Below are 22750 nucleotides of genomic sequence, written 5' to 3'. Positions count from 1 at the left end.
TTGAGAGGCACTCATGAACATGCACTTGTTTCAGCACAACATTGCGCGTGAAGTCCACTACCTGGCTCAGGCAGACCGGCGGATGGCCCTGCATGCCTGGCGCCCGCAGCAGCCGCAAGGCGCCATCCTGTATTTTCATGGGCTGCAAAGCCACGCCGGTTGGTTGTGGTCGGTAGGTAATGCATTCGCCAACCTGGGCATCGCGTTCTACGCCCTGGACCGCGAAGGGTGCGGTATCAGCAGCGGTCAGAAACATGGGTTCCCGGACGTGCGTACGTTGCACACGGATGCCTCGGCCGCCATCGAACACATTCGTCGCGAAGTGCCCGACGATGTGCCGCTTTGCCTGTTCGGGCACTGCCTGGGCGGATCGGTGCTGGCCGCCATCGCAAGCAGCCCCCGCGCCGAGCTGCCCTATGACAATCTCGTCATCTGCTCGGCCTGGCTGGGCAAAATGCATGACCGGCTCAGTGAACAGGAGCGCGCCGACATCGATCTGGACGACAGGCAGACGCTGTGGGATGCGGGGCTCAACCCGGACGACTTCACCGCCAACCCGAATCTGGCCGAATTCATCCGCAACGACACGCTGGCCACCACTCATTTGCAACATCGAGAGCGGAAAAAATTGCTGGCGCTGGAAAAGGTCTACCTGGCGGCCGATGCCCGACCCATCGACGCCCCCAGCCTGTTTATCTGCGCCAACAAAGACCCGCTGGTGGATGTGAACGCCACCGTTGGTCACTTCCAGCGCCTGTGCCGCAACGGCTCTACCCTGCTGGTCAATCAGGACAAGCACTACCTGTTTTTCACCCCCGCGATGGGCCAGGTGGTGCAGTTCACCGCAGATTTCGTCAAGGCCAACGGACGCTACGCCTATGACGCCGCCTGAGGTCTACCTGGTACGCCAGCCCATGGCCAACCCGTTCGTGCATGGCGCCCACCAACGCCACACTTCAGACAGTGTGGTGCTCAGCTGGACGCTCGGCGCCTTTACAGGGATCGGTGAATGCGCGCCGCGCCGCTACGTGACAGGCGAAGACTGCGAGTCGGTGCTGACCCAACTGCGCAGCCTTGACTTCGCGCACTTGGCAAAAGCATTGGCCAGCGGCGACCCGGTCGACCGGGGGCGCGCACTATATGAACATGGCCTGCCATTCGAGGCCAGTGAGAACCTGGGTAACAACACGCGGTGCGTGGTGGAAATGGCGGTACTCGACTCGCTGGCCCAACAGGCCGGCCTGCCATTGTCCACCTACCTGCTGCGCATCACCGAGGCCGTCGCGACGGCACGCCGCACCGTGCCCGCGCACATCAACATCACCCAGGTACTCGACCTGTCGCAACCGGTTCAGGCGTTCCTTGAACAGCGCAAACCGTTGCGCTCGCTCAAGCTCAAACTGGCCGGTGATCCGCACGCCAACCAACAACGCCTGGAAACCATCCGGGCACTGGCGCCGACCCTGGCGTTGTACGTCGACCCGAACATGAGTTGGTCGGCCGAACAACTCCACGGCAGCGCGCGACAGTTTCATGCACTGGGTGTCGCGCTGTTCGAGGAACCCTTGCCGCCCGGCAGCCTGGAGGATTACCGCCAGGCGAGGCTCAAGCATGGCGTGGCAATCATGCTCGACGAGTCGGTCACCTCAGCGTCCAGCCTGGCGCGGGCGTGGCAACACCAGGCGCTGGATGCGGTGAACCTTCGGATCGCCAAATGCGGTGGGCTGTTGGCCAGTGCGCGAATGATCGAGCAGTGCCACGCGTGGGGGCTGCCCGTTTACCTTGGCGTGCAAGTTGCCGAAGTCGGACCGCTGATCGCCGCGCACCGTGCGCTGCTCACGGCCTACGAGGGTTTTATCGGCGTGGAAGCCGGGCAACACGATCGTTTTTTCCACACCGACCTGCTCGAACCGATGCCAGCCATTGATAGAGAACACAACGCCATTCACTTGCCCGTTCCGACGCGAACAGGCCTTGGCTGCCGCCTGACGTCCCATGTGCAGCCCTACCACTGTGCAACCGGTGTCGACAGACACCCCAACGAATCTCTTCACATGGAGCGTGCACGATGAAGTATTTCTCCGATCTGCTTGTCGATCTTCTGATCAACCAGGGCATTGAGTACGTCTGCTTCAACCCCGGCGCGTCATTTCGCGGCATTCATGACTCGCTGGTGCATCACCCCGACCCGGCCGTACCGGCCATCCTGATGTGCTGCCACGAGGAAATTTCGGTGGCAATGGCCCACGGTTATTACAAGGCCAGCGGCAAGCATATGGCGGTGCTGGTACATGCCAATATCGGCTTGCAGCACGCGAGCATGGCCATCTTCAACGCCTGGTGCGATCGGGTCCCGCTGTTGGTGCTCGGCGGCAACGGGCCGATCGACGCCGCACTGCGTCGCCCCTGGATCGACTGGATCCACACGTCCCAGGGCATCGACAAGTTGCTCTCGGGTTACACCAAATGGACCGATATGCCGGTCTCCCAAGCCGCCACGCTGGAATCGGTGCAACGGGCGCTCAAGCTGTGCGCGGCCGAACCTCACGCCCCTTGTTATGTCGCCATCGACAGTGCAGTTCAAGAAGAGTCACTGGCGCCGGGACTCTTGCTGCCATCCGGCGCGGTACGCCCGGAACGCCTGCCGGCACTGGACGATGAGCAACTGAACGAACTGGTGGACCGCATGCTGGCGGCACAACACCCCGTGATCGCGATTGATTACGCCGCACTGGACGATGAGCAGGCCGAGCAAACGCTGAGGCTCGCCACCCTCACAGGCGCGGCGGTGATTTCACGTAACGGCCGCTACAACGTGCCCAATACCCATCCGCTGGTGTTCCAGGACCACGATGCGCAACTGATGAGCGAGTGCGACTTTCTGCTGGCCTTGGAAGTCCAGGATCTTTATGGGCTGCTCGCCAACTCCGGACAGCAACCCCACGCTGGTCTTTACATCGCGACCCTGGGCACCCACTCGTTGTTGATCAGCAGTTGGGTGGCCGACAGCCAGAAGCTGGTGTGCGCCGACCTGGCGCTGCACGCCAATGTGGCGGCCTCCATCACGCGTATCGCACAGGCGGCGCAGGCGTTGGCGGCGTCTCGCACTCACACGGCACAGACGTTGGTCGATGAGCGCACCCAGCGCATTGCGGCCCACAAGCAGGCGCGTCGCCAGGCGCTGCTGGCGCAAGTCACCCAACCCGCCGACGGCTTGACCATCGCCCAGGCGCTGATCGCTATCCACGAAGCCATCAGCCATGAACGTTGGGTACTCACCAACACTGGCAGCGTGACAATCGACACCCTGGTGCGCGGGCTCTGGCCCATCGAGCGCAGTGAAGCGTATATCGGCATGAGCGGCGGCGCCGGGCTGGGTTATGGCCTGGGCGCAGCCATCGGTGCGGCCGTCGCCCACAAAGGCAGCGGCCGGCTGTGCGTCAATCTGCAATCGGATGGCGACCTGCTCTATACCCCAAGCGCCTTGTGGACCTTGTCCGCCTACGACACTCCCCTGCTGGTGCTGGTGATCAACAACCGTCTCTACCTCAATTCCAAGCAGCACGCCGAACGGATTGCCGACCTGCGTCAACGGCCCAGCGACCTGTCCAATCTGGCGACCAGCTTTCATGAGAACGAGGTGGACTTCGTCGCCCTGGCGAAAACCTTTGACCTCTATAGCCCTGGCAGTGCCGAGACACCGGCGCAGATCGGGGAAAAGATCGCCGACTGCCTGTCCTACATGCGCACCTACGGCAAGCCTGCCCTGCTCGAAATCAAGACCCTCTAGGAGCTTCCCATGTCGATCATTTTCGAATGCGCGCGGGATGGCCAGCGCTACGTCACCCGCCCCAGCTCCACCGGGCCCTACACCCTTTATCCGGTGAGCGACCTGTACACGCTGCTGCGCGACACACCGGCGGGCGAATACCCCGGCGGGCCGCTGGAATACCTGCGCGAGCACAGCCCTGCGCCGTTGACCGTTGCGGACCTTGCCGGCTTCGAGCTGCTGCCCTGCCTGCAACCGCCCGACCCACGCCAAGGCATGGTGTGCGGCTTTGGCCTGACCCATCAGAGCAAAGTCGCGGAACCACCGCAACACGGCGAGCGCCCGGCCTTCTTTATCAAGGGCTTTGCCGACTCCCTCAAGCGCAGCGGCGACGTACTGCGCATGAACCGCGGCGCACTCTCGGCATGCGAAGAAGCTGAAGTGGTAGCGCTGTTTCTGGTGGCCGATAACAGTCGCCCGACCTATATCGGCTACACCTTCGGCAACGACCTGACCGATATCGCCCTGGCCAAATCCAAGCGCAACTACCTGGCCTACGCCAAGTTACAACCCAGCGCCATCTCCCACCTGCTCTACCGCCAGCCCCTGCCCGAACTGATACAGGGCAAGACATCCATCTACCGCGCGGGCGACCTGCACTGGGAGCAAGGCTTCAGCACCGGCCTGTCGTGCCTGTGCTATGACGCCGACGACCTGTTCGAAACCCTTTGGCAGCACCCGTCGCTGCGCCTGCCCGGCACGCTGATCTACCTGTACCTGGGCGCCGATCGCAACAGCGCCGATGCCGGTATCCACCTTAGCCACGGCGATACCGTGGTGTGCGATTTCGACAACGGCCCGCGCCTGAGCAACTTGATCGAATGGGAGAACGTTCATGTTTAAACGCATTGTTTTGCTCAAAAGCCCTGACGCGGCCGCCGTATCCACGCTGCTGCAGGAACTGCACGCATTTCCCGGCCAGGTGCCAGGCTTGGTAGCGGTGGAGGTGATCGCAGACAGCGGCGAGCGGTCACTGGGCTTCGACCAGGGTTTTATCCTCACGTTTACCGACGAGTCGGTACTCCCCGGCTGGCGGGAACATCCGCTGCATGCGGGTTTCCGCCCCAGGTTGCGCGCGTTGTGCCAGATGTTGATTTTCGATTACCCGCACCCTGCGCCCGCACACCAGAAGGAAGACCACTATGCCTACGTTTGAACCCACTACTGAGGTGTTGGTCATCGGCGGCTCTGCCGGGATCGGTTTTGCAATCGCCAAACTGTTCCACCAGCAAGGAGCGAGAGTCACCTTGGCCGGGCGCAGTACGACGCGGTTGCATCGCGCTGCGCACGACATCGGCCCGAACGTGGCAACCGAGGCACTGGACGTTACGCAACCGGCGCAGCTGGAGGATTTTTTCTCCCGGCCGACGCGCTGGAAGCACATTGTCGTCACCGCCGCCTCGCTGACCTTCGGCCCACTGCGTAGCGTTTCTCTGGAGGATGCCCAGCGCATCTTCGACAGCAAGTTCTGGGCGGCTTATCACATTGCCCGGCTCGCCACCTTTGACGAGCACAGCTCGCTCACGCTGGTCTCCGGGCGCTTTGCCCAGCGCGCCGGTGCGCAAACTGCGCTGATCAGCGCAGTCAATGCCGGCATCGAGGGGCTGGCACGTGGGCTGGCCAGCGAACTCTCACCGGTGCGGGTCAACGTGCTCTCACCGGGCTTTGTCGACACTGGCATGCATCCCGAAGCCCTGGTAGAAAAAATGCGCCAGCGCAGCCAAGCACTGCCGGTCAAGCGCATCGCGCTTCCTGAGGATATCGCCTCGGCCGCCCTGTTGCTGGCGACCAACTCAATGATCAGCGGCACCGTACTGGCCGTGGATGGCGGCGATACGGTGACATTGACCTGAGGTTTGCGACGCATGGGCGAAATACTGAATCAAGACTGAGATAGACTGGTCTATATCAGAATGTTACGGTTTTCGCCCATTTCTACTGCCCGAGCCTGGAGTTCCGAGTTGTCTGTATCGAAAAAGCAGCATGTCGTCGACACTGCTACCAGCCTGTTTTCCCAATACGGTTTTCACCCCGTGGGCGTCGACTGGATCATTGAAGCCTCTGGCGTCGCCAGGATGACGATGTACCGTAATTTCGCGGGTAAAGAAGACTTAGTCAAAACCGTGCTGTTACAGCGCTCGGATCATCTGCTCAAGCAATTGAAGATGCGCATGGACGAAAAGCCCAGTCTGGAAGAGAAGATCATCTCGATCTTTGATTGGCGAGGTCAGTGGTTCTGCTCGACCAGCTTCGCAGGCTGTTTGTTCGGCCGAGCGGTGGCCGAATTCCCGGACCGCTCGGATATCCGAGAGATCGCCCTCGATTACAAGCGCAAGCTGCATGGACTTGTAGAAGACGAAATAACCCGCCACTACCCCCAAGAGACCGCCACGACACTCGCGACCTACATCATTATGCTGCTGGACGGGGCGACGGTGAGTGCCCATGCGTTCAGTGGAAGTCACTATGCGAGTGATGCATGCGATGCGGCGCTAATGTTGCTTCGATTTAACGTAGGCAAGCAAATTCGCTGAACGGCTCGTTGCCGCTAGGGCGGCACCAATCCATTGCGCTCAATAAGCGGGGGCCGTCAAATTCCCCCGGTACTTCGGGGCTGGCGCAGGCTATTAGACCTATCGCGATAGCCGCTATTGAAACGGTCTATGAAGCATTAATCCCAAATGATTTGCTTCTGCCGCCGTTCTTGAAAGTCGATGGGTTGATTCCAAACTGCTTGCGAAACGCCGTCGCAAAATGACTCGCGTTGGCGTACCCCAGGTCCGAGGCAATGCGCATCACGGATTCATCACCGCTCATCAAGCGGCTGCGTGCCTGAATCATTCGTGCTTGCTGGAACACGCCGTAGACACTGTTGAAAAACAGTTGGCGAAACCCGCGTGTCAGCTTGGGTTGGCTCAACCCGGACTCACGCGCCAACTCCGACAGGCTCGGCGCCTTGCCCAGGTCTTCGAGCAGACGCTCACGGGCACGCACCAACCTTTGGCGGTCGGTGTTACTGACGCGACAGGTGCATTCAGCGTCCTGGCGCACCTCAAGGAACAAACTCACCAGCGTAACGCTCTGCCCGTAGAGCCATAGACTGCTGCGCGGCTGGGCGGGTGACAGTCCGGCCCCCTGATCCATAGCGCTGCCGAGCAGGTGCGCAGTCGCGCTCATTTCGCCACTGCGGTGTCCATCGAGGAAGCATTGGTCACAGGCCAGCGCTTTGTTCAACAGTGGATCGAGTTTCAACTCCCATTGCTCAAGCACTTCAGGACGAATCATCACGGTGATGTTATCGATCTCGCCGTGCTGGTGATACAGGCCATGGCGGCAACGCCCGAAGCTGATGCTGCCGGCGCCCTCGTCAATTGCATAGCGCCGTTGCCGACGCCCCTCCTGAAAGCTGCACGAGGCTTTACCCTTGAGCAGGTTGGTGAAACTGAAATGGATGCAATCACTGTCGTCTTGCAAGGGCAATTCGATCGGCTGTTCGAACGTGCTTTGCCAACGCACGATGTCCAGCCCGTCCTGCAGCGACACGCGGGTCACGCGACAGTGCGCCCCTGGTCCGAGGTCGCTTCCATATCCTCCCGTAATGATTCGCGAGACCGGCATCGGCTCCCCTGCGCCTCCTTGAACGGCTGACATCGTAAATCTCCTGGCTGACCGGATACGGCTCGAATCAGATCACATCGGGGTGGAATTACGCAATTGATAATTATTAGCATCTGGCGCGCTGCACAGGCTCCGCCAAATCGCCGCTGCCCCCCGCAACGCGCGCCGATCAGAATCTTCAGTCAAGGTCCCATCATGTCTGCACGATGCAACACGACGGCTACCCGCCAATTTTGCTACAAACGTAATACTATAACAATAGCCATGAGTTTGACATTGGCCAATTCGGCACTCGCCACCACCATCAGCGAGCCCGTGCAACTGCCGGCCTCGACGGTGACTGCGCGCATGGAGCAGGAAGACCCGAAGGAAGTGCCCATCAGCCTCAGCGTGATCAGCGGCGAGCAACTGCGCACCCAACGCCTCGACACCCTGGAGAGTGCCCTGCGCAACACTTCCGGAGTGAGCGTCAACTCCTCAGGAGGGCCGAATGACTTCAACGTACTGATCCGCGGCGTCGGTTCGCTGTACCAGATGTCGATGGATGACAGCTCGGTGGCATTCAATATCGACGGTGTGCCGGTGTCGTCGCGCAGCCTCGGTTTCGGCACCCTGGACGTCGATCGCATCGAAGTACTCAAGGGGCCCCAGGGCACGCTGTCCGGTGCGATTGGCCAGGCGGGCGCGGTCAATATCACCACGCATCAACCGACCCGCGAACTTGAAGGTTATGTGCGCGGCGAAGTCGGCCAGGAAGGCCAGTTCCTCACCGAAGGTGCCATCGGCGGGCCGATCAGCGACAGCCTCAGCGGTCGCCTGGCAGTGCGTCGTGCCGGCTATGACAGCTGGATCGACAACGACCAGACCAACCACCCCATCACCAAGCCGCGTAACGAAGCCTACCGAGGCAGCCTGCTCTGGGACCTCAACGATGACACCCATGTGCTGGTCAGCGCCGAACGCCAGAACACCGAGCGCGCCACCAACTCCCTGGTGTTGCGTCCCTACGGCAGCGACCCCAGCCTGAACCTGACCCCCGGCCTGTTCGACGACAACTACAAGACCACCGAGCGCTACACCATCAAGGTCGATCATGATTTCGCCAACAGCCGCCTGACCTCCACCACCGCCACCGGCACCGCCGACTTCGAAGGCCTGATCGCCTACGACAGCAAACTCATGGGCGCCCTGTACGGCACCCCCAGCGAGTTTTGGGTGGTGGACAAATCCTTCGAGCGCAGTTGGAGCCAGGACCTGCACTTGAGTTCGCTGCCCGACTCCGAGGTGTTCTGGGTTGCGGGCCTCGCCGCCAGCCGCAACGAGCGCAGCTACGACACGCCGCGCAACACCTACGGCACCTCCGGCGCCAAGTACCGCGATTTCACCACCACCACCTACGCCGGATATGGCGAAATGACCTTCCCCCTCACCGAGCGCTTGAAACTCACCACCGGCTACCGCCACTCCTGGGACCGCAAGACCTACGACGGCCAATACTTCTCCGGCAGCAGTGCAGTGCAGGACTCACGCAAGCTGACCGACGACTACGGCACCGGCCGCGTTGCCCTGAGCTACGCCCTCACGCCGCAAACCAACGTCTACGTGCAACTGGCGCGGGGCTATAAATCCGGTGGTTTCAATGACTACGCCTCGCAGGTCACCGACAGCGAACCCTACAAGGCCGCCGTCAGCAAAGCCGCGGAACTGGGCTTCAAGAGTGAAACTGAAGACCGTCGCGGCAGCCTTAACGGTGCGCTGTTCTTCACCCGCGTGCACGACGACCACCTGCTCGGCTACGACGCGGCGACCTTCGCCACCAATGCCTTCAACGCCGACACCCGCACCCGCGGCGCCGAATTGGAGGGCAGCTGGCGCTTCGACTACGGCCTGACCCTGGCCGCCAGCGCCACCTACCTCGATGCCAAGATCACCAGCGGCGTGCAAGGCATCCAGGCTGGTGACGTCGCGGCCGGCAACCGCACTCCGGATGTCCCGCGCTGGAGCGGCAACTTCAACGCCAGCTGGAAACACCCACTGGGCACCTTCGCCAGCCTCGGCGAAACCACCCTCAACACCAGCCTCAACTACCACTTGATGGGCGAACGCGCGGCCGACCCGCAAAACCACTTCAACCTGGACAACTACGAGAAACTCGACCTGCGCGCCGGCCTGGAAGGCAAGTTCGGCGAAGTCTATGCCTTCGCCGACAACCTGCTGAACCAGACCTACGACACCTACGGTTTCTACAGTGACCCGGTGGCCTACGGTGCACCGGCACGCCGCCGAACCTTGGGCGTCGGCTACACCTACACGTTCTGACCCTCCCCCCTGTCGGCGCGAGCTTGCCCGCGAAAAACGTCAACGCTAACCGAGCAACCTGATTTAACGCGGCACCGGGACGTTCTTTCGCGAGAAAGCTCGCTCTTACAGGGGCAGATGTGGGTCAGAACTGGTAGCTATACCCCACGCCCGCCGAACGCCCACGCCCTGGCATGCCCGTTAGTACCTGGTCAGTGGAGTACGAGCCGTACAGGTCGTAGCGCGCATCCAGGAGGTTGTCGGCCCACAGGTAGACCTCCGAACCGCCACTCTCCAGGCCCAGATGCAGGTCCAGCTTGGCGTAGCCCTTGAGGTCGTAGTGGTTCTGCGGGTCGGCCGGGCGGTTTTTCTGTACGCGGTAATTGAGCAAGGTGTTCAGGCGTGGCGCCGGTAACCCGAGCAACGCCCCCAGGTTCTTCTGCCAGGCGACGCTGAAATTACCGCTCCACAGCGGCACATCCGGCACGCGACTGCCCGCCGCCACGTCACCGCCGGAAACACCCGGCGCATCCGACGTCACCACCGCATTGGTGTAGCTCACGGCACTGCCCAAGGTCAGCTCATCGGTGACGTGCCAGGTAGTCGACAACTCGGCGCCCTTGCTGCGGGTGTCGGCATTCACCGCGCTGACCGCCAGGGTGTTGAAATCGTAGCCCAGCAGGTGGTCGTCCTGTACGCGGGTGATGAACAACGCCCCTTCCAGGCTCAGGTCGCCCCCGGCACTTTCATGCTTGAAGCCCAACTCGGCGGAATTTACCTTGGCCGCCTTGTAAGGTTCGCTGTCCTTGACCGACGTGGCGTAATCGTTGAACCCCGCCGACTTGTAGCCCCGCGACAGCACCGCATACACATTGGTCTGCGGCGTCAGCGCGTAGCTCAACGCCACGCGCCCGGTGCTGTAATTGTCCTGCAAACGCCGGTTGTCGCTGACCAGCGCGCCGCCAGTGGAGTAATCGCCACCATAGGTCTTGCGGTCCCAGGTATGACGCAGGCCGGTGGTGAGTTTCCAGTCTTCGGCAATTGGGTACGTCACCTCACCATAGGCCGCGTAACTGTTGGTGCTGAAGTCGCGCAACTGCTGCGCGCCGTTGGTGAGATTGTTGGAGTCGAAACTGCGCTCGGAGCGCGACAAGTTGAGCCCCGTCACCCAAAACACATCGGCATCCGCCAGCGACCCCAGGCGCAGGTCCTGGCTCCATACCCGCTCATGGGCCGAGTCTTCGATCAGGTATTCGAACGCAGAACCGTACAACGCCCGCGTGATGTTGCGATCGTAGCCCTTGACCGCATTGAAATCGGTGCTGGTGTAGGCACTGATCGAGGTGATGCGCGACTGCGCCAGGTCGTGGTTGAGTTCGAAGGAGTAACGCTCATTGGTCTTCTGGTTGCCATCGAATGTGCCGGGCGTGTAGTCCAGGCTCGGGCGATTGCCAAACGGGCGTAGCAGCTCCAGGCCCGCATAGTGCTCGGCGCGCTGGCGCTCGGCGGTCAGCAAGCCGGTGGTACCCTGGTCGTTATCCCACAGCAGGCTGCCGCGCAGCGCCAGGTCTCGGGGTTTGGTCAGCGGGTCGCCGTTCTGTTGATCATCGACCCAGTTATCAAAGCCGCTGCGACGCAAGGCGATACGCCCCGCCAGCGAGTCGGTCAACGGCCCGCCCACGGCGCCTTCGGTCATGAACTGGCCTTGGTTACCCACTTCGCCACGCACATACCCCTCCAGCTCGCGCGTCGGCTTACGGGTGGTCACGTTGATCGCGCCCGCCTCGCTGTTGCGCCCCAGTAACGTGCCCTGGGGGCCTTTGAGCACCTCCACCTGCTGCACGTCGAGGGTGGCCAGCGCCGCATTGCGCACTGACATCGGCACGCCGTCCACATTCAACACCACCGAGCCGTCATCCATGCTCATCTGGTTCAGTGACCCGACGCCACGGATACGCACATTGGCGTCATTCGCGCCGCCCCAGGAGTTCACCTCCACCCCCGGCGTGGTCCGCAGCGCGTCTTCCAGGGTACGCAGGCGCCGGGTCTCCAGGGTCTTCCCATCGATCACCGAGAGACCAAAGGGAATATCCTTGGCACTCTCCTGGCTCAACCGCGCGCTGACCGTCAGCGGAGCCAGTTCAATGGACTCCGCGGGGGCCTCCGGCTGATAGTCAGCGGCATAGGCCGTGCACATCTGGCTGGACAAACCCAGCGCCATGGCCTGGGTCAAGACGTTGGCCCGCCAGCCGAGGGGACGGCGCAGCGGCTGGATAAACAGAGCAGATGACATGGAAAAACTCCAAAAGGCAGGGATGATTCAAATTCATTGAGCAGGCCCCCAGCGCGTGAGCGCGGCGGCGATCGCTTGCGGATCAGGCGCACCCAGCAGAGGCTGGATCGCGGCCGGCCATCCCTGGCCGTTTCGGATAGCGGCAGTCATTGCCTTCAGTTGTTCGGGGCTTTGCGCAGCGGTCCATCCCAGGCTCGCCAGCACTGCATAAGTGGCGGCCCAGCCGTGTTCGCGGGCATCGGCCAGGGTGCCGACGGGTTCGCCGTCATTGCCCAGCGCGCGGGTCAGGTCATCGTCCATGAGCTTCACCAGAACCGCGCGAGCCTCAGGGCCGTCCACATCCGCCACACACAGCAAAGCGATCGCACCTGCTACGCCCTGGCTCAACCACAAGTAACCCGGCACCTGGCGCAGGTCGCTGGCATCAACCAGCATCCGTCGGGCGAGCAGTTCGGCGATATGCGCACGGCGTGCCGAGCGCCCGACGCCGGCAGCAGCCGCGTCCCAATCTGGCGATTGGGCGAGCAACAGGTGACCGTGGCTCAAGCGACTGGCGCCCATGCCGGTCGGCCACAGGCTCACGTCATCCACCGCCGGGCGACTGCCCAGGCGTCGCGCCACACAAGCGCTCATCAGGTCCAGGTCTTCACGCACTTCAACGGCAGTTTGCTGGCGACTGGCATCCGCCCGTGCCTGCAGGCTGTAGGCAAAATCCATGGGCGCTGAGCTGTGACCGCTAAAGGCCTGCCCGTCGATCTCAACATGCCATTGCCAGTCGCCCGCCGGTGCAACGGCCTCCACGGCGACGGCGGAATTCGTCACCAAGGTAGGCACTTCGGGCGTCAAATCGGCCTCGCTGCGCTGCACCGGCGCACGCAACAGCCGCTCGCTGTCCAGACCCAGGCGCGGCATCACGCGGCGTGCTTCCAGCCACACGCCGTGCGGCCCCAGCCAGTAGGCTTCGCCTTCCGACGGCCAGCCGTTGGCGCTGACAATCCAGTTCAGCTCCACACTGCAAGCGTTCGTCGTGCACTGTGCCAGGGGCACGCGCAGGTGTTCGGTGGCCTGCTCGAACGTGACCGGTTGCCCCATCACGCTGACCGCCGTCACCCGCAGGCCTGGGGGCAACTCGGCATCCAGTTGGCGGGCGACCATGGCGTCCAGCGTCCACTGGCCCTCGACTTGACGCGCGGTTGAATCGACGCGCAACTGCACACGCCCGCCCGCCACCTGCCAGGCAGCCGCGCCGGCCAGCCAGCGCTGTTCCCAGGCGGCGCGCTCGGCACGTTCCTCGGCCACCGATTGGTAGTCGCCCTGCTCCACCAGGTAACGCTGCAAAGCCACGCCACTGCCCAGCAAACCCAAGGCGCCCAGAGCCAACATGGCAAGCGGCAACGGCTGGCGCAAGTCAGCGATACGGCGTCGCTCGGGACCACGTGGTAACACCAGCGCCGCCACGCCGACCATCACCACGCAACCCGCAAGTTTCCAGCCCGCCAAGGTGCCGAGATAGGGCAACCAGGGTGCCCAGCCGGTGAGCTGTGACAACGCCACATGGGCCGGTATCCCCATCGCATAGGCGGGATAGCTGACCAGCCCCAGTTCGTGGTTGAGCACCAGGAAAAACGTCAGCAGCATCGACATGGCGTAAGCCAGCCCCGAGCGACGTATCAACGCATGCACCAGCACCGTCAGCGTGGCCAGTTCCAGCAGCGGCGGCGCGAACACCAGCGCCTGGTAAATCAGCACAAAGCCCGGTGCCAGGCTGTCGGGCGCAGCGATGGCGCTGATCAGCAGGCTGGCAATGCCCGGCACCAGCGCCAGGGTCACGGTGGCCAACAACACACAGGCCGTGCGGCCGAACAACCGCAGCCAGGTTGGCGCGGGCGTGGCCTGCAACATGGCACCCAGGCCTTCGACGTCATCACGACGGCACACCAGGCCTACCAGCGCCGCGACGATAAACGCGATCACCAGGAACAACGCGCTCGACAACAGCGGCAGGGTCAGATCCGCCCGTGGCACCATCGGCCCGCGCGCGTGCCATACGCCGTGGACAAAGCCGCTGAGCACGCCCATCACCAATAGCAAGCCGAGCGCCACCCACCAGATCCGCCGAGCAAACAACTGGCGTACCTGCCAGCGCGCTTCATGCCACACGGCGTGCGCCCAACAACTGGCCGCCAATGGACCCGGCAACTGCACGTCACTGCTGCGCAGCATCGGTGGTTCCGCCAGCACCGCGCCGCTGCGGCGCCCCATCAGGCCCTGGCGAGTGGTGCGCGCCAATACCACGGCCAGTACCAGCAGCGGCAACACACACCACAGCGCACGGTTGAGCCAAAACCCCGGCGTCAACGCCAGCAGCGCCTGGGACTTCTGCGCGGCGCTCCAGGTTTCGATCTGGGCCTGAGCAAAGGTAAACAGCGACGGGTCCAGGCTGGCCGCCAACAGCGGGTTGATATGCCCGCCTTTGAGCACCACCACCGCAAACATCCACAACAGCATCAATACCGTCGCCAGGCCAAATGGCGCGGCCAGGCCACGGCTGCGCAACGCCAGCAGGTAATACAATGCGCCGATCCCGGTGCTTACCGGCAACAGCAAGGCAATCCAGGCAAACCCCAGCGCCGACCACACCGGCGCACCGATACTCGCCGCCGGCACCCAGCCGAGCCAGCCCAATACCGGGCTGACCAGGAAGCCGACAATCAACGAGCTGGCGAGCAACCCGCCCACCAGCGCCGCGCCGATAAAACGCCCCCATAGCAAGGCCGGCAACGACAGCGGCAAGGCCAGCAGTACCTCTTCCAACTGTGCCTTGCGGTCGCGCAGGGCCGGCTGTGCAAACACCCAGGCCCAGGCAAAAAACAGGAAGAACATGCAGCCGCATGACATCAGGTAAATCAAGCTCGGCGCATTGCGGGCAATGTCGCTGGCGCCCATTTTCTGCACGTAGTCGGCATTTGTCAGGGACATCAGCAGGTAGCCGGTGAGGCCAAGAAACACCAGCAAGGGAATGCCGCTGCGCAGCCCGGCGCGGGCTTCCACCCAGGTTTCACGCAGCAGCAACGCGAAGGTATTCATGCGTCCACCGCCTCACCGGCCTGGGCCAGCGCCAGGTAATAGATATCTTCCAGGCGTGGCACGTGGGGGGTGAAGCGCGAGTCTGCCGGCCGCTCGCCATGCACGATCACGCGACTGCCTTCGGGGCTGGCGGCCACATGCAGGGCTGCGGGCAACGTTTCGCCGCGGCTGAATGGCGCTTCCCACAGTCGGCCCTGCTCGGCAGCGAGCAAATCGGCCGGTCGACCTTCGACAATAATCTGCCCGCCGGCCAACACTGCCAGGCGGCTGCACAGGTTCTCGACGTCTTCGACGATATGGGTCGAGAGCAGCACGATGGACTCGGCGGCGACATCCGCCAGCACCCGATGAAAACGGTTACGTTCGGCCGGGTCGAGGCCGGCCGTGGGTTCGTCGACGATCAGCAAGCGCGGCGAACCCACCAGCGCCATGGCGATACCGAACCGGCGCAACATGCCCCCCGAATAGGTCGCCAGCGCACGGTGAGCGGCCTGCTGCAGGTTGACTTTATGCAGCAGAGCCTCGATTTCCTCGCGGCGCTGGCGATTGTCGGTACGGCCCTTGAGCCAGGCGAAACGGTCGAGCAAATCCCAGGCACTCACGCCAGGGTACGCGCCCAATTGCTGCGGCAGGTAACCCAGACGGCGGCGTAGATGGTCGGGGCCGCGCAATACGTCCACGCCGTCCAGGTGAATGCTGCCGGCGTCCGGCTGCTGCAGGGTCGCCAGGGTGCGCATCAGGCTGCTCTTGCCCGCGCCGTTGGGACCGAGCAAACCATACATGCCGGGGCCAACACTCAGGTCCACGCCACGTAGCGCTTCGACGCCATTGTTGTAGCGCTTGCGCAGGCCGCGCACCTGTAAACCTGAATCGACTGACATCCGCAACTCCATGAAGAGGCCCTGCAAAAGGGCGGCGAGCGACGGTAGTCAAGGGCGTGGGCCGAGCTCTACCCGATTCAAGTCATTTTCCAACCGCATCGCGCGACGTATTGGCGGCATGCCCCGCCGCTGCGCCCGCGCAATCCGCACTGGGCAAACGGATACGGGGCGAAAACGATTCGATCCGGGTAGTCGCCAAAATGAGAATGACTAGCATCTTCCCCCATGCATTTGCCTGCCCCCAGCGCCTGGGCCAACCCCGGTCCGGGCCCTAGCGATGAGAAGACGTTGAGCCATGGCCACTCCCAGCACCTCAACCGCAATACTGCTGCGCCAATCCCTGTCCGACGCCCTTGGACTGCCCGCCGACCAGGTGCCCCTGGAGGCCAACCTGATCGAATGGGGGCTGGATTCCGTCACCCTGATCCGCCTCGCCGGCCAATGGCGCCGCCAAGGCCTGGCCGCACGTTTCGCCGACCTGGTAGCGGACCCGCGCCTGTGTGCCTGGCTGGCCCTGCTTGACACAGCGCCCACAGCCACCGCGCCGATCAGCACCTCTATCGACGACAGCTTACCGTTCGAACTCGCGCCGATGCAGCACGCCTACTGGATCGGCCGCGCCCCCGGCCAACAGTTGGGTGGCGTGGCCGCGCACTTCTATAACGAGTTCGATGGCCAGGACGTTGACCCGATACGGTTGGAAGCGGCCGTGCGTGCCCTGCTCGCGCGGCACCCGATGTTGCGGGCGCAGTTTCTCGATGACGGCCGCCAGCAGATCCTCGCGCACAGCCCGTGGCCAGGATTGACGGTGCATGACCTGCGCCAGGCCAGCGCCGAGCAGGTGCAGCAACGGTTGGCGGCCTTGCGCGCCGAGCTGTCCCACCGTCAGCTGGCCGTTGAACAAGGCCAGGTGCTGGATATCCAGCTATCGCTGTTGCCCAACGGCACCCGTCTGCACCTGAACCTCGACATGCTCGCCGCCGATGCCCTGAGCCTGCGCACTCTGCTCGGCGACCTGGTGCAGTTGTACCGCCAACACCCCCTGCCCGCGCTGGACTACAACTTTGCCCGCTACCTGGCCGACCTGCGCCAGGAACAGAACAGCGCCGAGCAGCGTGATCGCCACCAACAAGCGCGCGACTACTGGTTACAGCGCCTCGATCAATTGCCCGGTGCTCCGAGCCTACCGATCAAGCCCCAGGGCGATGACCGCCAGGTCTGCCGTCGTCACCATTGGCTGCCGCCGTCAGAACGCCAGGCATTCGAACGCCAGGCGCGGGAACACGGGCTCACGCCGGCCATGGCGCTGGCGGCGGTGTTCTGTGAGGCCCTTGGCGCCTGGTGCGATACACCCGAGTTATTGCTCAACCTGCCGCTGTTCAACCGCACACCGCTGCATGCCGACGTCGATCGTCTGGTCGGGGACTTCACTTCGTCGATCCTGCTGGCCTGGGACGGCCGGGGCGCCGGCACGTTTGCCGCACGCGCCACAGCCCTGCAACGGCGATTCCACAGCGACGTCGCACACAGTGCGTTTTCCGGCCTGGAGGTGTTGCGCGAACTGTCCCGCCAACGCGGTGAGCAAGTGCTGGCACCCGTGGTGTACACCAGCGCGCTGGGCTTGGGCGAGCTGTTCGCCGAGGGCGTACAAGCCAGTTTTGGCCAGCCGGCATGGATCATTTCCCAAGGCCCGCAGGTATGGCTCGATGCGCAAGTCACCGAGCTGGACGGCGGTATCCTGGTCAACCTCGATGCGCGTGAAGGGTTGTTCGCCGGCGGCGTGCTCGATGGCATGTTCAAGGCCTATACCGACCTGCTGCAACGCCTGTGTTTTGACCCCGCCAGCTGGCATCAGGCACCGCCAGCGCTGGTCCCCGCCGCGCAACTGGCAGTGCGCCAAGCCGTGCAAGGCCAACGTGTCGCCCTGCCCGTCAAGCGCCTGCATGAAGCGTTTTTTGCCCAGGCACGCCTGACGCCCACATTGCCCGCATTGCTGCAAGGCACCCCTCCCGTCATCAGCTATGGCGAGCTGGCAGAGCGTGCCCTGCAACTGGCGGCGTACCTGGAAGACCAAGGTATCCGGCGCGGCGATGTGGTGGCGCTGCAACTGCCCAAGGGGCCCGAACAGGTCATCGCGGTGCTGGGCATCCTCGCCTGCAGTGCCACGTACCTGCCGATCGGCATCGACCAGCCCGAGGCGCGTTGCCAGAAAATCTGTGACGGGTCGGGCGCGCGGTTACTGCTCAAGGCCCTGCCATCCGAGGGCCCCGCGCTGGAAGCCCCCCGGCCCGGCGCGATCAGCGACCTGGCCTATATCCTCTATACCTCCGGTTCCACCGGCGACCCCAAGGGCGTGGAAATCAGCCACCTGGCCGCAGCCAACACCCTGGACGACCTGCAACGGCGCCTGCAGTTGACCGCCGACGATCGCATTCTCGCGCTCTCTGCGCTGGAGTTCGACCTGTCGGTGTTCGACCTGTTTGCCGCTCTGTCCACCGGCGCGGCGGTGATTGGCATCGAGCCCGAAGCGCAGCGCGATGCCCTGCGCTGGCGTGAACTGGCCTTGCTGCACCACGCCAGCGTGCTCAACTGCGTGCCGGCGCTGCTGGACATGTTGCTCGGTTGCGCGGCGGTCGACGCCCGCCTGCCGCTGCGTGCGGTGTTGCTGGGCGGTGACAAAGTCGCCCCGGACCTGGCGCCAAGATTGTGGGCTCAGGCGCCAGGCTGTCGCTTCATGGCCTTGGGCGGCGCCACCGAAGCGGCGATCCACTCGACGCTGTTCGAAGCGTTCCCCGGCCAACCGCTGCAATGGCATTGCCTGCCCTACGGCAAACCGCTGGACAACGTCAGCCTGCGCATTGTCGACCACCAGGGTCATGACTGCCCGGACTGGGTGGCCGGGGAACTGTGGATCGGCGGCGCCGGGGTTGCCGAAGGGTATCGCGGCGACCGCGTGCGCAGCGCCGAGCGTTTTGTCGACTATCAAGGCCAGCGCTGGTACCGCACTGGCGACCGTGCACGCTACCACCCCGACGGCAATGTCGAATTCCTCGGGCGTACAGACTTCCAGCTCAAGCTGCACGGCTATCGCATCGAAGCTGGCGAAGTCGAACAGGCACTGCTGGCCTGCCCAGGCGTGGAGCACGCCGTCGTGCTGCTGGCCGGCCAGCAATTGGCGGCGGTTGTACGCCAGGCGCACGGCCCCGCGCAGCCTGCGCCCATTGACCTGCAGGGCCTGGCCGAGCGCCTGCCGGCGTATATGATTCCCACGTTCATCCTCGGCTGCGCGCAGTTGCCCTTGACCGGCAATGGTAAGGTCGACCGCAAGGCCCTACACGCCTGGCTCGCCCAGCACAGCCCGGCGCAGCAGGCCAACCTGACACCGCCCTGCGGCGTCATCGAACAACAGGTGGCCCGCGCTTGGCAGCAGCTGCTCGGCTGTAGCGAGGTGTGCCGCGAGCACAATTTCTTTGCCTTGGGCGGCGACTCCCTGAGCGCTACCCGCCTGGTGCGCCTGCTCGCCGAACACGGGTTGGGCGGTGCACGCATCGCCCAGGTGTTTGCCAAGCCGGTGTTGGCGCAGTTTTGTACCACTCTGCATCAACAGGTCCGGGCCGAATCCGCGCGCACCATTGTTGCAGACCTGGCTCAACGCCATGCGTCGTTCCCGATGACCGAGGTGCAACAGGCGTACTGGCTGGGCCGCGATCCCAGCCTGGTGTTGGGGGGCGTGAGTTGCCACTTCTACCGTGAATACGACGTCGAGGACCTCGACTTGCCGCGCCTGCAACGCGCCCTGCAGCGTCTGATCGAGCGCCACGAAATGTTGCGTGCCGTGTTCGATCACAGCGGCCAGGCGCGCATCCTGCAACAGGTGCCGCCCTTCCTGATCGGCCAGGGCCACGCCAGCCTCGACGACCTGCGCGAGCACTGTGCCCATCGCGTGTTCGACCCCCACCAATGGCCGCTATTCGACGTGCAAGCGGTTACCCATGGCCGGCATACACGCTTGGCGATCAGCCTGGACAACCTGATCCTCGATGCCCTGAGCATCCTGCGTTTCTACGCCGAACTCGATGCCTTGTACCGTGAGCCCGACATGGCGCTCGCCCCATTGGCTCTGTCGTTCCGCGATTACCAATTGCAGTGCGCCGCGGCGCCTGCCGAACTGCAAGCCGCGCAGCGCTTCTGGCAGGAACGTCTGCCGCAATTGCCCCCCCACCCGCAATTGCCGCTGGCCGCCGACCCCGCCAGCCTCGGCCGGCCACGCTTTGAACGCCTGCAGGGGCAGATCGATGCCAGCGCCTGGCAAGCGATCCTGGCCAAGGCCCAGCAACAAGGGCTGACCGCCTCAGCGGTGCTGCTCTGTGCCTTTGCCGAAACCCTCGGCCGCTGGAGCGCACGCCCGGACCTAAGCCTGAACCTCACGCTGTTCGATCGCCGCCCCCTGCACCCACAGGTCGACCAAATAATGGGCGACTTTACCTCGCTGACCCTGCTCGGTTATGTGCCGGTGGCGGGTGAGCGTTGGGTCGACCGCGCACGGCGTACCCAGCAATCCCTGGGCGAGGCGCTGGAGCATCGCTGCGTGGGGTCGGTCAGCCTGCTGCGCCAACTGGCCCGTGGCAATGGCGAGCAACAGGTGAGCATGCCAGTGGTGTTCACCAGTGCCCTGGGCGTGCCGAATGGCACGGCGGCACCGGTGGATGGCCCGTTTGCCCGCCAGGTGTTCGGCCTGACACAAACCCCGCAAGTGTGGCTCGACCACCAGGTCGTCGAAGCGAACGGTGGTATCGCCCTGAACTGGGATCGTGTGGTCGGCCTGTTTCCCGAAGGCTTGGTCGAAACGATGTTCGCCGCTTACCTGCATAGCCTCAACTGGCTGGCCGAGCACGCCTGGGACAGCGCTCCACCTGACCTGCTGCCCCAGGCCCAGGCGCAACGGCGTGCGCAGCTCAACGCTCCGGGCGACCGCGTGCCGGGCGACCCGACGCTGCACCAGGGCTTCTTTGAACAGGCGCGCCAGACTCCGCAAAGCCCGGCACTGTTATGGGGTGAACACGGCACGCTGAAGTACGGCGAACTGGCTGACCGTGCGTTGCGTATCGCCCACAGCCTGATGGATGCAGGCGTCGCACCCGGCGACCTGGTGGCCGTGTCCCTGGCCAAAGGGCCGCAGCAGGTCGCCTGCGTACTGGGCATTCTGGCGGCCGGCGCCGCGTACCTGCCGGTGGGTGTCGACCAGCCGTTGCAGCGCTGCCAGCGAATACTGCAACAGGCTGGCGTGACCCTGATGCTCGCCGAGCACGACCCGCAGCTGCCCGGCGTCAAACACCTCAACCCATCCAGCGCGCTGAAAGCCGAACCGCTAGCGGCACCACGGCCTCTCGCGGCGGGTGAGCTGGCGTATGTGATCTACACCTCCGGCTCCACTGGCCAGCCCAAAGGTGTGGAAATCACACACCGTGCGGCGATGAATACCGTGGCCGACATCAACCGCCGTTATGACGTCCAGGCCACCGACCGGGGCCTCGCCCTGTCGGCGTTGGACTTCGATTTGTCGGTATACGACCTGTTCGGCCTGCTCTCGGTGGGCGGCGCCCTGGTGCTGATCGACGAAGACCAGCGCCGCGATGCACGGGCCTGGCTCAAGGCACTGCAACAGCACCGCGTGACCTTGTGGAACAGCGTGCCGGCGCTGCTCGACATGCTGCTGGAAGCCAACGCCAAAGACCGTCAGCGCCTGGATCTGAAGGTCGCGCTGCTGTCCGGCGACTGGATCGGCCTCGACCTGCCGCAACGCCTGCAAGACCAGGCCCCCAGTTGCCGTTTTATCGCCCTTGGCGGCGCGACCGAAGCGGCGATCTGGTCGAACCACTTCGAGGTGCAACCACCACTGCCGGGCTGGCGTTCGATCCCCTACGGCGTGCCGTTGACCAACCAGGCCTACCGGGTGGTCGATGCCCTGGGCCGTGACTGCCCGGACTGGGTCACGGGGGAATTGTGGATCGGCGGCGCCGGCGTCGCGCGCGGTTATCGCCACGCGCCGCAGTTGAATGCCGAACGTTTTGTGGACGGTTGGTACCGCACCGGTGACCTCGGCCGCTACCACCCTGATGGCCTGCTGGAGTTTCTCGGGCGGGCCGACAGTCAAGTGAAGATCGGTGGTCATCGCATCGAGCTGGGCGAGATCGAAGCCGCCTTGGCTCGCCATCCCTGTGTGAACAGCGCCGTGGCGCTGGTCGTCGACAACCGTCTGATGGCCGCTGTCACTGCCAGCACCTGCGCCGAGGTGCTGGCGCAACACCTGGAACAGTGCCTGCCGGCGTACATGCGCCCGGAACAGGTCCTGGTACTTGAACGCCTGCCATTGAACAGCAACGGCAAGGTCGATCGCCGTGCACTGCTCGCCCCCTTGACCGCCGCTGCCCAGTCACGCGTGGCGCTGGATGAGCAACCGCTGAGCGCCGGCGAACACGTGATCGCCGAGCTCTGGCAGCACTTGCTCAAGGTGCCGAACGTATCGCGCCACGACAACTTTTTCCGCCTGGGTGGCGACAGCCTGCTGGCCACGCGTTTTCTCGAAATGCTGCGCGGCCGCCTTGGCGTGGAACTGCCCATGGGCCAGTTGTTCGGCGCCGCCAGCCTGCTGGAAGTGGCGCAGACCCTCGAACGCCTGCCCACCCCGCACACCCTTGAAGAAGGCGTCATCTGATGCCCGCGCAACCTCCCTTTTTCCCAGGA

Annotated in this window: 13 protein-coding genes; 9 read left to right on the top strand and 4 right to left on the bottom strand. The window is 63.9% G+C overall.

Features of this window, described 5'->3' with window-relative positions; all coding sequences use genetic code 11:
• Positions 1–13 precede the first annotated feature (13 nt).
• The 7 genes from AB4N92_RS25420 to AB4N92_RS25390 all read left to right on the top strand — a co-directional run bounded on the left by AB4N92_RS25420 (position 14) and on the right by AB4N92_RS25390 (position 6363).
• Positions 14–892 (top strand): alpha/beta hydrolase, encoded by an 879-nt coding sequence (locus AB4N92_RS25420; RefSeq protein WP_021492013.1) that lies wholly within the window; start codon positions 14–16, stop codon positions 890–892.
• The gene (locus AB4N92_RS25415; protein ID WP_044287164.1) at positions 879–2072 is read left to right on the top strand and encodes an enolase C-terminal domain-like protein; all 1194 of its coding nucleotides are present in this window, start codon (positions 879–881) and stop codon (positions 2070–2072) included. Before AB4N92_RS25420 ends, AB4N92_RS25415 begins: the two co-directional genes overlap by 14 nt.
• Positions 2069–3790 (top strand): thiamine pyrophosphate-binding protein, encoded by a 1722-nt coding sequence (locus AB4N92_RS25410; protein ID WP_460128582.1) that lies wholly within the window; start codon positions 2069–2071, stop codon positions 3788–3790. Before AB4N92_RS25415 ends, AB4N92_RS25410 begins: the two co-directional genes overlap by 4 nt.
• Before the next feature lie 9 nt (positions 3791–3799).
• The gene (locus AB4N92_RS25405; RefSeq protein WP_042571169.1) at positions 3800–4672 is read left to right on the top strand and encodes a sugar transporter; all 873 of its coding nucleotides are present in this window, start codon (positions 3800–3802) and stop codon (positions 4670–4672) included.
• Entirely contained in the window at positions 4665–4985 is a 321-nt protein-coding gene (locus tag AB4N92_RS25400; protein WP_010210569.1) for a Dabb family protein, read from the top strand. The genes AB4N92_RS25405 and AB4N92_RS25400 overlap by 8 nt, the downstream gene beginning before the upstream one ends.
• Positions 4972–5682 (top strand): SDR family oxidoreductase, encoded by a 711-nt coding sequence (locus AB4N92_RS25395; protein ID WP_021492009.1) that lies wholly within the window; start codon positions 4972–4974, stop codon positions 5680–5682. Before AB4N92_RS25400 ends, AB4N92_RS25395 begins: the two co-directional genes overlap by 14 nt.
• Positions 5683–5790: 108 nt before the next feature.
• The gene (locus AB4N92_RS25390) at positions 5791–6363 is read left to right on the top strand and encodes a TetR/AcrR family transcriptional regulator (RefSeq protein WP_010210571.1); all 573 of its coding nucleotides are present in this window, start codon (positions 5791–5793) and stop codon (positions 6361–6363) included.
• Positions 6364–6490: 127 nt separating this feature from the next.
• Here AB4N92_RS25390 and AB4N92_RS25385 read toward each other — a convergent pair whose 3' ends face one another.
• Positions 6491–7381 carry a helix-turn-helix domain-containing protein gene (locus tag AB4N92_RS25385; RefSeq protein ID WP_010210572.1) on the bottom strand — a complete coding sequence of 297 codons (891 nt, stop codon included), beginning with the start codon at positions 7379–7381 and terminating at the stop codon, positions 6491–6493.
• 330 nt (positions 7382–7711) lie between these two features.
• Between AB4N92_RS25385 and AB4N92_RS25380 the strand changes: the two genes are divergently transcribed.
• Positions 7712–9766 (top strand): TonB-dependent receptor, encoded by a 2055-nt coding sequence (locus AB4N92_RS25380; RefSeq protein ID WP_010210573.1) that lies wholly within the window; start codon positions 7712–7714, stop codon positions 9764–9766.
• Positions 9767–9890: 124 nt separating this feature from the next.
• Here AB4N92_RS25380 and AB4N92_RS25375 read toward each other — a convergent pair whose 3' ends face one another.
• The 3 genes from AB4N92_RS25375 to AB4N92_RS25365 are packed head-to-tail and all read right to left on the bottom strand — an operon-like array spanning position 9891 to position 16006.
• Positions 9891–12038: a TonB-dependent receptor gene (locus AB4N92_RS25375; RefSeq protein WP_236267305.1), complete on the bottom strand. Its 2148-nt coding sequence runs from the start codon at positions 12036–12038 to the stop codon at positions 9891–9893.
• A gap of 33 nt (positions 12039–12071) precedes the next feature.
• Positions 12072–15125, bottom strand: coding sequence for a hypothetical protein (locus AB4N92_RS25370; RefSeq protein ID WP_236267308.1), 3054 nt, complete (start codon positions 15123–15125; stop codon positions 12072–12074).
• The gene (locus tag AB4N92_RS25365; RefSeq protein ID WP_198832047.1) at positions 15122–16006 is read right to left on the bottom strand and encodes an ABC transporter ATP-binding protein; all 885 of its coding nucleotides are present in this window, start codon (positions 16004–16006) and stop codon (positions 15122–15124) included. The genes AB4N92_RS25370 and AB4N92_RS25365 overlap by 4 nt, the downstream gene beginning before the upstream one ends.
• A gap of 295 nt (positions 16007–16301) precedes the next feature.
• On the opposite strand from AB4N92_RS25365, the gene AB4N92_RS25360 reads away from it, so the two are divergent.
• Positions 16302–22721, top strand: a complete 6420-nt coding sequence (locus AB4N92_RS25360; RefSeq protein WP_236267310.1) for a non-ribosomal peptide synthetase — start codon at positions 16302–16304, stop codon at positions 22719–22721.
• The last annotated feature ends 29 nt before the right edge of the window (positions 22722–22750 follow it).

The sequence above is a fragment of the Pseudomonas sp. S3_A09 genome, assembly GCF_054668065.1.
This window is presented reverse-complemented; position numbering and strand designations above follow the sequence as displayed.